The organism is Candidatus Micrarchaeota archaeon, from assembly GCA_028866575.1.
Lineage (GTDB): Archaea > Micrarchaeota > Micrarchaeia > Micrarchaeales > Micrarchaeaceae > UBA12276.
The window spans coordinates 1-13700 of sequence record JAGWHU010000007.1; the positions used below are offsets into that span (position 1 = coordinate 1).

Here is a 13700-nt window from a genome sequence, read left to right on the forward strand (position 1 = left end):
TTGAGGTATGTTGACGTTCGTCCACGGTTTACCAACCGCTGGTTTATATCTCTCCAATTCCTAAGGTCGTTCATGTTTGTCGCCAAAACAAACATGCCTGGGGGTTTCTATAAACCCCTAGGAAATAGTGGAATTATTGGACACAGGCTGATTTGCTGTCCTTTGTTCAAGTGCCGTAAGCAAATTGCAGGATCAGATTGCCGATGATTCTTTGCGGCATTTATATGCTTTTTTGAGGCCCTGTGCTTGAATTCCGCATATTGAATATTGCAGTGTCGAAATCAGCCTCGTAAATTCCGGACATTTCGAATTTCGTGCCGTTGACCCTTGCATGCCTGAATATCGACTTGCCGAACTCTATTCCGGAAAGGTCCAGGCCCTCAAGGTTGCAGCACAGGAACATTGGCACGCTGTTGCATTTCTTGCTTGTCTCGACAATGTCCGCAACGCGCTCCCTGGTTATGGGCTCCTTCGTGTCTTTGAACGCAAGCACCTGCTTCCCGGATATCTTGTCCTTAAAGGCAAGGTACTTGTCATCCACTACCTCGTACAGTTTTGGGCCCTTCCTGAGAAGATGCGCGGGCATTTCTATGAGCATGCCTTTGCCTTCAGGATTGCCTTGCGACTGCGCTTCGGCGTTTCCGGTTGCGCCCCAGTTTCGTGCTGAAGATATTGTAACGACGTTCCCCATTCAATCAGTGTATTCGACGTTTACTGGCCTGGGTTCTATGGGCCCCCTTAGCATCATGCTGAGCGGGATGGGCATTGCTATTACGTTCGAACCATCCTTATCCTTCTTCAGATTAGGCTTGCCTGCATCATTGCTGGTTCCCCAGTCGCGCCCGGAGGTTATAGAAACGACACTCCCCATCTAACCAATTAAGCTCATAAACCTAATCAATTAGATATTATTTAATACTTTCCTTCAAGGTTTTTTCGCGCAAAATTGTCCAGGGATCAGAGCAGTACCGGGCCGGTAATGACATATTTGTGGGCCAGTCTCGAGATGCTCGATTCAGCCATTCCCGATTCCCTGAGGAATCCGACGCCCTCGAAAACCCTCTGCAGCTTGAGCAGCATGATTCCGGCATTCTTGTACGCGTTGTCCCTCCTGATCAAAAGAAGATCCTTCTCGACAGACACCAGCGCCTTTAGGGCGGCTTCCTCGTATTTCCTTGCAGCTGCCATGTAGTGGCCCACCGCAAGCATGGAATATGCATCGCATCGCTTGCTCTTGCCGTCCATCGTGAACAATTCTATTGTTATGGACCTGTTTTCATGGGCCCTGCGGATATCAACATCCACGTGCCTTTTCCTTTTAGTTGAGACCTCATGCTCCCTTTTCAATGCTGTAATAGTCGCCATTTTATCACTTAGAAGTAAGGCTTATGCAGTGCATGATATATAAACCTTCCTGAAACTGGCCGTGTCCCTATGCTCTCTTCAGTACGAACCTGTATCCCTTCAGGGACTCGTAGGCCTGCTCAAGCTTCTTCACGTCCACGTTCTTGGGCAATTTGCCCGGATCGAGCCTTTCCAGCCTTGCAAGGAGCTGCCTGTGCAGCGCCTTGAGCTCGGTTATCCTGTTCTCGTGCCTCACATCACCACCGCTATAATAATTGCAGTATGATTATAAATCATTTGTATACAAAATTAGGTTATACGTGATAAGCATGATTGAAAGAACATTGGTGCTCGTAAAGCCTGATGGCGTGCAGCGCGCGATTATAGGCAGGATCATATCCAGATTCGAGGATGCGGGGCTCAAGGTGGTTGCAATAAAGATGTCCAGGCCCGACAGGGAGCTTGCCGGCAGGCACTACATAGCTGACCAGAAATGGTTCGAGGACACAGGGAACAGGACGCTGCAATCGTACAAGGAGAAGGGCATAATACTCAAGGAAAGCGCCGTAGAGCTCGCCACAAGGGTGCGCAACTACCTCATAGAGTTCCTGTCCAGCGGGCCGGTCGTGGTTATGGTCCTTGAGGGCAACGAGGCGATATCAGTGACAAGGAAGATAACAGGCTCTACAGAACCCAGGAAGTCTGATCCCTCCTCGATAAGAGGAGCGTTAAGCGTCGATTCCTACGATCTTGCAGATGAGAAGAAAAGGGCTGTGAAGAACCTGGTGCACGCATCTGAGGACAGGGCAACCGCAGAGAGGGAAATAGGCGTATGGTTCAAGCCCAACGAGATAATGGATTACAAGAGGGCAGACGAAAGCGCGATGTACTGATGCGCAGTAATTGGAGTGGGCATATGGGGAAAAGGCCGAAGGATGTAGATGAATACATTGCGATGGCGCCGGTAAGAGCGCAGGGAAAGCTCAGGGAGGTGAGGATGGCGATAAAGGGCGTTGCCCCGAATGCAGTTGAAGGGATCAGCTACATGATGCCATATTACAACTACAATGGGCGTCTTGCCTGGTTCGGGCTGCACAAAAAGTACATCAGCCTTTATCTGCGCCCTCCGGTAATAGAAAAACACGGCAAGGAGCTCGCGGATTATAAGACGACAAAATCTGCGGTGCATTTGCCGCTTGACAGAAAGATGCCAGCAGGCCTCATAAGGAAGCTCGTAAGGGCAAGGATGAGGATTAACGATTCGGACATGCAAAAAGGCAGAATATTGTCGAAAAACGCCAAAAGCTATAAATACCTTAAGCTTCATTAAAGTCCTGAACGACCGGAATGCCGATGTCAGATTGGCATTTTAATCAAGGAATTGGCAAAGCATAGCAATTAGCGCTTGCCAAAAAAAGGTGAAGGAATGAGCAGGTATCTGAGGAAAGTCGATGTAAACAAACAGATAGCGATACGGCTGCGGAGGACGGAGCTGCAACACGAAAAGCTTGAAAGGCTGATAGATGACATATCAAACAGCGGCGGCACAGTGAATGTGAAAGGGGAGAGATTATCGCTATTCGGAGTAGCATCGGACGGCAGGTACAACAGGTACATAGGGGTTCTCGATGCGCTTGCGCAGTCCAGGGGCTCGGACGACCGTGTCCTTGCAAAGGTCGCGCACGAAATAGTCAACAGCAAAATCCCGGAGAACGGGAACAGGCTGAGGCTCAGGATATTATGGAGCATAAGCGCGCACCAGAACGTGTCCGAAGAAACCAAGGAGTTCGTGGACAGGGAGTTCGACAAGGTGCTTGCAAGTAAGCACGATTCCAAGGAGAAGAAGGGCAGGCCCGGGATATTCAGCATGCTAGGATTCCTTAGGGGCTGACTTGCCCCGCCAGATATGTTTATATATCTGACACTGCGTAAACAGATTGTGATAAGTTGCTGAATGCTGCAATGAGGCCGAGTCCAGTGCAATGGGATGCTGGCCTGAAGAACCTGACCGATGAGGGCTATTTGGGGCATCTGATTCGCGGGACCGAATCCCTGCCAAGGATATCGTTCAGGACAAGGGATGACATAAAGGCGCAATTGGCCGGGCTGGGAACAGACATAAACGACGTTTTCTTCAAGTGCACTACCGAGCAATCGCACGGCATATGGGGAAACGGGAGGAGGTCGAAGCTAAAGCTTTCATGGTATGGTCACGACAGCGTGCACCTGTACAGCGAGGTGTCGCAGTCAATCAAGATTCACGGCGCAATACCTGGCAACACTGCTGCCCCGATAGCCATCGCGAAAATGGGCGATGAGACCGTAGGATATTTTATCGAGCACGTGAACGGCTCTGACCTGTCCAGCCTGTTCGCAAGGCCATCGGACAACGGCCTGCTCGTGCGCGTTGCAGGGAACCTGTCAGAGGTCATTGCAAAAATGCACGACAAGGGAATAGGGCACGGTGATCTCAGCCTTAGCAATATAATGCTCACTGGCAGCATGGAAATAAAGCTCATAGACCCGATATGCAACTGCTTCCGCGAGCCGGACAGCATGCTTATAGAATACGACAGGAAGGCACTGGATGGCATACTCAGGATAGCAAACAGCACATTCGTTGACTAGTCAGTTCGTATACTTGAGCTCCTCGCTCATCATCTCCGGATTCCATAATGGATCCCATACGAGCTCCAGCTCCACTTTTCCTACGCCTGTTATGGCCTCTAGCCTCAATTGTGCATCGGCCATTATTATGCTGGTGACCGGGCACATTGGTGATGTCATGGTGAGCGTCAGCTTCACGTCCTTGCCGTCGTTTATCCTCACGCCGTATATGAGCCCTATGTCCACTATGTTTGCGCCAAGCTCGGGGTCCAGGCACTGCGACAGCGCGGTTATGACTTCGCTTACTTCCACCATATCCTCGTATTCCCTATGCAACCAAAATACTTAAATGCTATGATAAATAAGCAAAAGTTAAATAAAAGTCCTGTACATTATCGGTAGGGTGATCACATGGTAAGGATACATGTTGGAAAGTCGAGCGAGCTTGCCCCGGGAAGCATGAAGAGCGTAGCGGTTGAAGGAGGGGACGACATAGTCGTTGCAAACGTGAACGGAAAGTTTTACGCGATGAGGGGCATATGCAACCACCAGGGAGGGCCGCTGGCCGAGGGGGAGCTGGAAGGCAACATAATCACATGCCCATGGCACGGCTCCAAGTGGGACGTGACAACCGGCAAGATGACGGAATTCGCGATAGAGCTGGATGACGAGCCGGTATACAAGGTAATAGTCGAAGGCGAGGAAGTCTTCGTTGAGACATAGTAATCGCACCGTCAAGGGCGGGCCGCGCTCTTGCATATATTATTAAAGTTTGCCATCTATTAGATAAAGGGCGAGGCGGCGTTGCAATGAGAGACATAGACGTAAAAATAAGGTACGCTTATGCAAGGCTCAAGAGGAAAATGGCGCTGTATTTCACGCTCTGGTTTCTTGCGCTTCTTGCTGCAGTAAGCCTGATAATGGACAGCATATTCATAGGCGAGAACGTGATCTCGCTCAAGATATGGTCGGCAGCGCTGGTTATACTCATAGCAATAAAGCTCGCATACGATGCGCAGCTGAACCTGAAGAAGGAATACAAGAGCTTCAAGGACGAGTACAACCAGACAGACACGACGCTGAAGAAACTCTGATCCTGCAATCTTCCAAGTGGGGCAATGGCTTCAGAAAACAAGGCGTACATACCTCCTTTCGCGTTCATAGGCAAGATGGCAAGCGGGAAGGGCACCTATGTCAGGCAGATGAGGGAATCGATAAGGGCGGAATTCGGGGTCGATGCCAAAGTATACGTATTTTCCACGAAGATAATAGAAATCGCAAGGGACCTCTTCGGCATGGAGGACAGGGACCGCAAGCTGATGAGCAGCATAGGCAACAAGATGCGAGAGATAGACGCATCGGTATGGGCAAAATACATAGTCAGGAAGATAAAATCATCCGGCAGCGGGCAGTTCATCATAGACGGGATCCGGGCCAGGGAGGAGGCAGAGGCCCTGAGGGCCAGCTTCCCGGATATGCTCATCGTAAGGATAGAGGCCGACGAGGGGAAGAGGATGGAAGTCTACAAGAAGGAATACGGAAGATACCCTACCGAGGGCGAACTTAACGACTTATCCGAGACCGGAATAGGCAGGCTGCCTTACGACATGGAGGTCTTCAACAATTATGAAAGGAAGGGGATGGAGGCGCAGGTGGAGCATATAATAAGAATTGTCGGGGAGGGCAACGTCGACAGCCTAAAGGGACTTAGGCTGGGCTTTTCCTGATGAACTGCATAGGTATAAATATTTCCATTTGCAAGTATCTATTCAGATAGGGGGTACATATGGAGCTTATTCCGTATAGTCTTCAGAGAATAAGGATAGGCGTGCCCAGGAGCAGGGCGCACGCGTCGAATATCAGGAGCATAGACGTAAAGACGCAGCACAGGCTTGCATCATCGCAGGACCACTGGACAATGGTGAGCCTTGCGCACAACCCAAGCATACACCAGTCGGTGCAGAAAAGGTTCGTCGAAAGGTTCCAGGAGATTGGCGTCGAGGAATTCATAGGCACAAGCGTATCCTTGAACAGAAAGCTCAAGGCAAAGAACTTCATCGTAGTGATGAACAGGCTGTCGGCAAACCCGAAGCTGCATCCCGAGCTGCACAAAAGCATGGTTGATTCCGTCATAAGGCTCGACGATGAGATAAGCTCCTCGATAGGCAACCAGGAGATCAGCGAGTTCAACAGGGAGGTCATCCTGAGATGGCTCCAGTCAGACACGCATTCCATAGCGGCAAACCTGGTTAACAATCCATGCGTTGAAGATGCAGCGCTGAAGGAAAGGCTGTCCGAGCACTTCAAGATCTAATCCGCTCTAAGTTTTTCCAAAGATATAAAGAAAAAGAAAATTAAAAAATAAAAAGAATAAAAATAAAAAGGTAGGGCTTTAACCTACCATTTCAAGGCCGCCGTATGTGGTTTCCTGCTTTTCATCCTTGTTGCCCACTATGCTTGAGCCCTTGACGCCGGTTATTATCGCCACTATCTCTATTTGGTCGTCATAGCCGGGCATCAGCCTCGCGCCCCATTTTACGTTGCTGTTGTTGTCCATCTGGTCCGTTATCTTTTCTCCTGCCCTTATTGCATCGCCTATTGTCAATGACGCACCGCCAGTGATATGGATCAGCGCGCCGCTCGCGCCTTCGAGGTCTACGTCCAGGAGCCTGTTCTTCGTCACTCCTTCGGCCGCTGCATCTACCTTGTTGGTTCCCCTTCCCGAACCTACGGCTATCATGCCCACGTCGCCGTTGCCCATTATAGCCCTGACGTCGGCGAAGTCTATGTTGATAAGGCTTGGCTGCGTTATCGTCCATACCAGCCCTCCTATTGCCTTTCCAAGCACCTCGTCTGCAAGGGAGAACGCCTCATTCATCGGAAGGTTCGGCACCAGCTTTACCAGCCTGTTGTTGTCCAGTATTATTACGCTGTCGCAGTATTTCCTGAGCCTCTGTATTCCCTCCTCTGCCTTGACCTTCCTTACCCTTTCAAGGTCGAACGGATAGGTTACGAAAGCGACAACTATTGCGCCCTGCTCCTTTGCAATCTGCGCCGCTACCGTTATTGAGCCAGTGCCCGTGCCCCCTCCCATTCCGCAGCACAGGAATACAAGCTGCGTGTTGTTGAAGACGCCTTCCAGCAATGGCCTGTCAATCTCCGCCGCCTTTGCCCCTACCGTCGGATCTCCTCCCGCGCCCAAACCTTTTGTAAGCGCCCTTCCTATCAGGACTTTCTTGATCCGGTCGTCTATTATCTTGAAGTGCAGGGAATCGGTATTCACCGCTACGAAGTCCGTCCCTTTCACTCCCACCTTTATAAGTCTGTTTACGATGTTGCATCCCGCACCGCCAAACCCTGCCGTTACTATCTTTATCTGTGTCGAGCTGAATTCCTCAGCCGCGTCGCTATTGCTGCTACTTTGTCCTCCACCAAATACGTCGTGTACCATATCGGTCATCGTGATCGCCTGATTAATAGTAATCTGGTATGCTTTAAACATCTATCGTTTTTTAATATTAATGGTAGTATAGGAGATTTAGGGGCATTTGGCCCTTCTTCCCTGATATTTTGATGGGCAGATTTGCCAGCATCCCTTAAATCTGACGGATTATATGCTGCCTAATTTTTAAACTGGAATGCATATATTTTAAAATGTTTAATTTCAATATTATAGGACTTACAAAGAAAGGCTTGTTATGGAATACTCTTATACTAAAAGGGCCTTACTCAGGGAGCTGAGCGAGAATTCCAGGGTCTCTGTCAGCGAATTGGCCCAAAAGACCAAACATTCAAGGAATACAATTATCAGCAATTTAAAGTTCCTGGAGAAGGAATTTGGAGTAAGGTACACCTTAGAATTTGACATACAAAAGCTTGGGTATACGCATACGCAAATTTCGTTCATAAAATTTGGCATCAAGCCCACGCTTGAGGAGATAAAAGATGCTTTTAAGGGCGGCGAGAATTATATCATATTTTTAGCGGTTACGGAGGGCGATTCAGATTTGATACTCAAAACAATCGCAGACACCAGTACGGAATACATATACTGGGGCATAGGCATTTACCAAAAGCTCATTAGATTCGATCCGGTAATCAGGTCATCGAACATAGTCAGCAACATTATCGGTTTTATGCCGCTGCCATCTAGCGTCATCGAGAAGTTTGACCTGACAAAGATAAAAATGGACTCTCTTGACAAAAAGATACTCATACTGCTAAACAAGGACTGCAGGATGACTTACAATGAGATAGCAAGAGAGCTTAAAGAAAATACTCAAACAATCCGTTATAGGTTACAGGTACTCGATAAGTCAAAATTGATCAGGAGATACACAATAGTCCTTGAAAAACCACCGCAAAAGCACATATTAGTATACAATTATTCGATTGCGTTAACGTCCAGCACGATTGAAAATTATAAGAGGAGCCTTGATTATTACGCAGATGTAGAAGGCAGCCTGCCTTTTACCAACAAGTTTTTTTATGTCAGCTCGGCAATTGGGATGTATAATACCATAGGCATGGCATATTTCGACAACTTGGACGAAGTGATTGCAACCCATAAAAGAATTTTTGAAAAGGATAAAATTGATATCAAACATTCAAAGATCCTCAATGTAATATACGGGAGCGTTCCGATACAAAATGCGGACATCAAGAAAATTGTAAAGCAGCGCAAGGACGAGATCCGTGCCTTTGGGCTATAATAATCTTTTGCCAGCATAGCCGGCATGCGGCTATCGGCTTGGTGCCGGTTTTCCCATAGCAAACATGAAACGTTGGCTTTTTAGCCTCGTTTTAATTGGAGAGTTTCCACGTACATAAATACGCACCTATTTATGCTATAACTGAGTATTTACACTGATTAAATGATGGAAAAGGATTACGATGAAAAGCACTGGTTCTTCAAGGCCTTGTTCATATTGGGGATAATCATTTTTGTGGGAGCGGTGTTCTTTTTTGCAGCACGATCAAACCCAAGCTTCTCTGCATTTAGCTTCGGTTGGAGCTGGGCATGGAATATTTTCTGGCTGTTGCTTTTTGTCTGGATTATATGGTGCATGGTTAGATGGATGTTCGGATGGCGATGGTATGGCGGAAGACACTGGCATGGTCATGGACATGCCAAGAGCATAGCAAGGAGAAGGTATGCAAGGGGAGAGATATCAAGGAAACAGTACCACGAAATAATAAAGGATCTTGACGACACATGAGATTCTTGTAATAGTTGTAATCTGATCCTTACAGGAAGGTCAATTCCTGGAAATACATGATAGGGTCTACGGAGGCAACCGTATGAAATCAAAAGTGCTTTATATTTCATTTAATTAGTTATCTAATTGGGGAGTGATTGGATACAACTAAAAGGTTAATTTTAGTCTGTTTAGTTCTCGGTGCTTTGGCAGTTCCGATAGGAATTGCTGCGCAGCCAAGCGGTGGCGAATGGACCTATTTCACGCTTAATAATTATGACACAAGATATCAGGTTAACTCCACTATAAATTCAAGCAACGTCAACGCGTTGATCCTTGCATGGAATCTCACAACGGCGAACTCAATAACCTCTACGCCGCTCGTGCAGGGAGGGAATGTCTACTTCGACGATTGGGGCGGATATGTATACTCGGTAAACATACTGACAGGCTCGGTAAACTGGAAGGAGAATCTGGGTGCGGGGATATCGTCAACCCCGATACTCTCTGGGGGCGTGCTCTACATAGCTCTGGGCCCCTCAGGAACTGCAGATGTAGGCCACTCCGTAGGAATACTCAAGGGCCCGAATGCAACAGCGGTGTTTGCGCTAAGCCAGTATACGGGAAATGTTATCTGGGTCGAGAACCTAAACAAAACAACCCATATGGACGCCATATGGGGGTCTCCGATAATATACAAGAATTTGCTGTACATAGGCGTTGCATCGCAGGGAGACGAATCAGAAGTCGCATGGAAGGGAAGTCTTTATGCAATATACACGGGCAACGGCACCATAGCATGGAACACCCTGACCGGTGGGCCTGATGGCGGGGACGGAGTATGGAGTTCTGTAGTTATTGATCCCAGCCTCAACTCGCTATACTTCGGAACAGGTAACCCTTATTCAAATAATACCTCCGCTAATTCGCTGTACGGCTATTCCGTGATATCGCTAAATGCAACAACAGGGCATATGAACTGGTTTGACCAGGTATGTACCCAAGGATTAAATGCATGCGGCGATGCGGACTTCGGGTCAACGCCGAACCTATTCACGGTTACCATAAAGAACTCAACGCACAATGTTGTAGGAATAGGCAACAAGGATGGAAGTTACTATATATTTGATAGAAGCAGCGGTGCGCAGCTTGAAAACTTTCCGGTAGGTACTGCAGAGACTCAGGCAAATCCGGATGGGGGCATAATAGGCCTTGCTGCCATGAACGGTACAACAAATCCCGAACTATTCATACCTTCATACTATCATCCAAACTCAACGACAAGCGGTGTTGTTGAAGCGCTAAATCCATCAACAGGCGCCGTTGCATGGAGGTTTACAACCCCGGGAACCGTAGATGGATCAGTTACAACGATACCTGGAGCGGTGCTGTTTGGCGACCAGGATGGCAACATCTATGTGCTATCAATGGCAAGTGGGGCGGAGCTCTTCCATTACAAGATTCCGGAAGGTATTGCAGGAGGGGTTAGCGATGCTGAAGGATATATACTTGCAGGGGGGCTTACAGGCTCTAAAAATACCCTGGGTCTGTATGCGTTTAGGCTTCCAGCCTCTAACAGCATTACAAACACGATAAATGCAACAAATACGACCGTAAGCACGACCTCGCTGACCACAACCATCCCCGCAAATGGCATCAAGACTTATAGCGAAACATTTGTTGAAAACGGGCTTGCGGCAAACGTACCATGGTCTGTAAGTTATCCGAACAGCACGAATATCAGGGTTTCACTTGCCCCGAATGCCATAATCTTCAGCTCTAATCTCATATTTCCTACAAACCAGTTCATCGTGAAGGACGTGATATCCGGTAATGTCATATACGTCCCTGCGCCATCCAACGGCACGCTTGCCGCAAACGGCGTGCTTTCAATAAGCTTTGCTCCCGCAACCAATACAATCAACTCCACTACGACCATTGCAGCCAACACAATTACTAGCAGCTCGAGTTCTAGCACGCTATCAACAACCACGTTGAATAGCACCACCATTAAGACAACCGTACCGGTAAGCACGACACCCCCCACGACCACAATACACTCAAACCTTACGATAAATAAGACAAACAACGGCACCGTTGTAAGCGGGGTTACGGCTTCGGGTGGCTCCTTTAACGTTGCTTTTTGCGGAAGGAACCTGAGTGTTGCTGCCAGTGGCATAAGTGCAACAAATACAACAATAGTCCTAAACTATATTCAGTATGTCCTAAGCTTGAATAGACCTGTGCAACTGACTACTCTGCCAAACGGGTGCTATGCAGAGCTTACAAGCGTCTTAAACTCAACGACCAAACCAACTGCCACTCTAAGCTTCTTCCAAAAGGTAACGCCATTTGTACAGCCAGGAATAAACAGCACAAGCACCGTCAACCATAATGTCAGCAGCAGTACGGTGAATGGCATATCGTCAATAAGAAGCGGTTCTAAAAATTCATTCTCAGCAACGCAAATCTATATCGGAATTGGAGCACTGGTTCTTATTTTTATAGCAATCGCGGCATGGCTGGCCACTAGAAAATCCGCCGACTAAGAATTAGCAGCTGTTTAATGGCATATACAATGCTTATGATAAGTGAATCAAATCATTACGATAGAAGCGTGATGTCCCATCGAGCGTTACCCATTTGGGTTCTATGCTTTTCGGTTACAGCCATTAACCCACTTATAAAACATTGTCGACTTAGATCATAATAAACTTACTTCAAGAATAGCTTAAAACCTTATCAATGTTCTAAGCATCCTACTCTTTTACTGTATCATATAAAATGAAATTTGCTATAACTGTAATTAGTATTATTATCAACATTAAAGCTGGAAGGATGCCTAAGTTGAGTAGTAAGGTCTTGAAGAATATATTAGCTTGTGGAAACTAAATAGTTAATCTTTGTATCGTTCTATTTTGTTATTTGATACAATATAGAATTCAATATTTTTTTCTCTATTATTTTCCGAAATATAACATATATTGTCTTCCTTGTCATCATACAACTTAATTTTTTTGTATGATTTAGATAACTTCTTTACAATATTTGATTTCCATAACTCATCTTTTATTTTGTAACTTTTTCGGATTATAAGCTCATCATAATTTACTCTGTTTGTACTCAGTAGTTTTTCTGTAAAAATTCTGGTCTTATTTGTTCGTGCAGTAAGTATAAAAATATCATAATCCACACTTTTTGATATTACCTTATACAGCGTTTTATTTAGTTTAGAGTATTTAGTATATTTTGACTGTGCAAGCTTGTATATTTTTTCCTTAATATCATTAGGTAATTTCCTTACAGCTTCTCTGTCAATTCTTCTACCCAAAACTTCTTTACTTGAAAGTTCTATTCCTTCTTTAGTAAAAAATAAGGTATCATCAAAGTCTACGAGTAATAGATTCTTTTTCCTAGCCATCTACACCAATGCCCTTAAAATATTCCATTTCTCTCTGAACTAAACCTAAGTACCTATCTTCATTACTTTTGGGTTTTTCTCTTACAACTACAATATCTGATATTTTTATAGGTATTGAGTGAGCAGAACCAGTGGAATTTTGTACTAGAATGATATTTGTACGTCCGTTTCCGTTAGTCGAATGTGTATTTTGTATTGCAGCCAGATATGCTCTATGTGTTCCATCACGTATAACTGCAAGCATATTGTTTTTATCCAATATGGTTTTTGCTCCAGCCAACATTTTTGTTAAGTCGATTTTGGTATCGCCTTCTGACCCTTTGTAATCTATCGTAGGTGCATCTTTGACTCTTTTTTCAAGATTAGAAACAGCCTCCCTAAATAGCTTTTTAGGAAGCACTTCTACTATTACTGGTAGATAAATTGCTGCATATTTGTTGTATTTTAAAACTAGGGATGGTGAAGCTTGCATTGAGCCAAAACCCAAACGACTAAAGGTTGGATTTATATCTGTAATTAGCATTGATAATTTTTCAGAAGATGCAAATAATTGCATAGCATATACTGAGTCGCCATTTAATTCATGTGTAGATACAGATGTATTTTTGTATACGCGTGTACCTCTCCTATTTTTTACATTTCTTAATAGATCACGCACTTCAATATCATTGATGGGTCTTATATCTAACTTCTCTAGTTTTCCTTCAAATACGGCTAGTTTTATTATATCCCTTACACCAATTACTGCTTCGGATTCTTTTATTGCACTTCTAAGAGTGCTACCCAAGCTAAGATTTTCCAGTATTTCTTTTGAATCTAAATGTAGCTTGAATCCGTTTTTACCTAATTGCAGGAAATCCCCCTTTATATGTATGGATCAGCATTATTAAGTATTCTCGTTTATATGAAATAAAAGAGTGCGGTTTTCCTTGAATACCACTATCCCGCTCCCTTTTGCTCCCATCGGGATTTGAACCTTTAGGTTCTATGCTTTTCATCTCATCATGGTTTTATTGATAAACGTTCCTTTACCTTATGGTATAACTTAGGGTCTCTATTTGCGGTCTTCAATACGGAATTTATCAGCATAGTTTGCTGCCTTGACCATACGCTATTGGTGTGGGTCTTCA

The 13700-nt window shown here is 45.7% G+C and carries 20 protein-coding genes; 11 read left to right on the plus strand and 9 right to left on the minus strand.

The window, feature by feature from the left end:
- Positions 1-220: 220 nt before the first annotated feature.
- The 4 genes from KGI06_04475 to KGI06_04490 all read right to left on the minus strand — a co-directional run bounded on the left by KGI06_04475 (position 221) and on the right by KGI06_04490 (position 1600).
- Positions 221-691, minus strand: a complete 471-nt coding sequence (locus tag KGI06_04475; protein MDE1871463.1) for a hypothetical protein — start codon at positions 689-691, stop codon at positions 221-223.
- Complete coding sequence (locus tag KGI06_04480) at positions 692-871, minus strand: hypothetical protein (protein ID MDE1871464.1); 180 nt, start codon at positions 869-871, stop codon at positions 692-694. It abuts the gene before it with no gap.
- Positions 872-957: 86 nt separating this feature from the next.
- Positions 958-1365 carry a hypothetical protein gene (locus KGI06_04485; GenBank protein MDE1871465.1) on the minus strand — a complete coding sequence of 136 codons (408 nt, stop codon included), beginning with the start codon at positions 1363-1365 and terminating at the stop codon, positions 958-960.
- A gap of 67 nt (positions 1366-1432) precedes the next feature.
- Entirely contained in the window at positions 1433-1600 is a 168-nt protein-coding gene (locus KGI06_04490) for a hypothetical protein (GenBank protein ID MDE1871466.1), read from the minus strand.
- A 73-nt stretch (positions 1601-1673) separates the two neighbouring features.
- Between KGI06_04490 and KGI06_04495 the strand changes: the two genes are divergently transcribed.
- The 4 genes from KGI06_04495 to KGI06_04510 all read left to right on the plus strand — a co-directional run bounded on the left by KGI06_04495 (position 1674) and on the right by KGI06_04510 (position 3972).
- On the plus strand, positions 1674-2237 hold the full coding sequence (locus KGI06_04495) for a nucleoside-diphosphate kinase (GenBank protein ID MDE1871467.1): 564 nt from the start codon (positions 1674-1676) through the stop codon (positions 2235-2237).
- 23 nt (positions 2238-2260) lie between these two features.
- On the plus strand, positions 2261-2674 hold the full coding sequence (locus KGI06_04500; protein MDE1871468.1) for a DUF1801 domain-containing protein: 414 nt from the start codon (positions 2261-2263) through the stop codon (positions 2672-2674).
- Between the two features lie 96 nt (positions 2675-2770).
- A complete protein-coding gene (locus tag KGI06_04505) occupies positions 2771-3235 on the plus strand; it encodes a hypothetical protein (GenBank protein MDE1871469.1) in 465 nt (154 codons plus the stop codon).
- A 71-nt stretch (positions 3236-3306) separates the two neighbouring features.
- Complete coding sequence (locus KGI06_04510; GenBank protein MDE1871470.1) at positions 3307-3972, plus strand: hypothetical protein; 666 nt, start codon at positions 3307-3309, stop codon at positions 3970-3972.
- Here the strand turns inward: KGI06_04510 and KGI06_04515 are convergent, their stop codons facing one another.
- Positions 3973-4263 carry a DUF59 domain-containing protein gene (locus KGI06_04515; GenBank protein ID MDE1871471.1) on the minus strand — a complete coding sequence of 97 codons (291 nt, stop codon included), beginning with the start codon at positions 4261-4263 and terminating at the stop codon, positions 3973-3975.
- 99 nt (positions 4264-4362) lie between these two features.
- Here KGI06_04515 and KGI06_04520 point away from each other — a divergent pair, with 99 nt between their 5' ends.
- The 4 genes from KGI06_04520 to KGI06_04535 all read left to right on the plus strand — a co-directional run bounded on the left by KGI06_04520 (position 4363) and on the right by KGI06_04535 (position 6265).
- Positions 4363-4674 carry a Rieske (2Fe-2S) protein gene (locus KGI06_04520; protein ID MDE1871472.1) on the plus strand — a complete coding sequence of 104 codons (312 nt, stop codon included), beginning with the start codon at positions 4363-4365 and terminating at the stop codon, positions 4672-4674.
- An 86-nt stretch (positions 4675-4760) separates the two neighbouring features.
- Positions 4761-5045 carry a hypothetical protein gene (locus tag KGI06_04525; GenBank protein MDE1871473.1) on the plus strand — a complete coding sequence of 95 codons (285 nt, stop codon included), beginning with the start codon at positions 4761-4763 and terminating at the stop codon, positions 5043-5045.
- 24 nt (positions 5046-5069) lie between these two features.
- Positions 5070-5678 carry a hypothetical protein gene (locus KGI06_04530; protein MDE1871474.1) on the plus strand — a complete coding sequence of 203 codons (609 nt, stop codon included), beginning with the start codon at positions 5070-5072 and terminating at the stop codon, positions 5676-5678.
- 59 nt (positions 5679-5737) lie between these two features.
- The gene (locus KGI06_04535) at positions 5738-6265 is read left to right on the plus strand and encodes a hypothetical protein (GenBank protein MDE1871475.1); all 528 of its coding nucleotides are present in this window, start codon (positions 5738-5740) and stop codon (positions 6263-6265) included.
- A gap of 78 nt (positions 6266-6343) precedes the next feature.
- Here KGI06_04535 and ftsZ read toward each other — a convergent pair whose 3' ends face one another.
- A complete protein-coding gene (gene ftsZ, locus KGI06_04540; protein ID MDE1871476.1) occupies positions 6344-7411 on the minus strand; it encodes a cell division protein FtsZ in 1068 nt (355 codons plus the stop codon).
- A 238-nt stretch (positions 7412-7649) separates the two neighbouring features.
- On the opposite strand from ftsZ, the gene KGI06_04545 reads away from it, so the two are divergent.
- The 3 genes from KGI06_04545 (at position 7650) to KGI06_04555 (ending at position 11698) form a co-directional block, all read left to right on the plus strand.
- Positions 7650-8663, plus strand: a complete 1014-nt coding sequence (locus tag KGI06_04545; GenBank protein MDE1871477.1) for an Lrp/AsnC family transcriptional regulator — start codon at positions 7650-7652, stop codon at positions 8661-8663.
- A 162-nt stretch (positions 8664-8825) separates the two neighbouring features.
- Positions 8826-9170 carry a hypothetical protein gene (locus KGI06_04550; GenBank protein MDE1871478.1) on the plus strand — a complete coding sequence of 115 codons (345 nt, stop codon included), beginning with the start codon at positions 8826-8828 and terminating at the stop codon, positions 9168-9170.
- A gap of 185 nt (positions 9171-9355) precedes the next feature.
- Entirely contained in the window at positions 9356-11698 is a 2343-nt protein-coding gene (locus KGI06_04555) for a PQQ-binding-like beta-propeller repeat protein (protein MDE1871479.1), read from the plus strand.
- 347 nt (positions 11699-12045) lie between these two features.
- On the opposite strand, the gene KGI06_04560 is transcribed toward KGI06_04555, so the two are convergent.
- Genes KGI06_04560 through KGI06_04570 form a run of 3 tightly spaced genes read right to left on the minus strand, consistent with a single transcriptional unit; the run spans position 12046 to position 13568 of the window.
- Positions 12046-12570, minus strand: a complete 525-nt coding sequence (locus KGI06_04560; GenBank protein ID MDE1871480.1) for a hypothetical protein — start codon at positions 12568-12570, stop codon at positions 12046-12048.
- Entirely contained in the window at positions 12563-13357 is a 795-nt protein-coding gene (locus tag KGI06_04565) for a hypothetical protein (GenBank protein ID MDE1871481.1), read from the minus strand. The genes KGI06_04560 and KGI06_04565 overlap by 8 nt, the downstream gene beginning before the upstream one ends.
- Before the next feature lie 52 nt (positions 13358-13409).
- Positions 13410-13568, minus strand: a complete 159-nt coding sequence (locus KGI06_04570; protein MDE1871482.1) for a hypothetical protein — start codon at positions 13566-13568, stop codon at positions 13410-13412.
- Positions 13569-13700 lie beyond the last annotated feature (132 nt).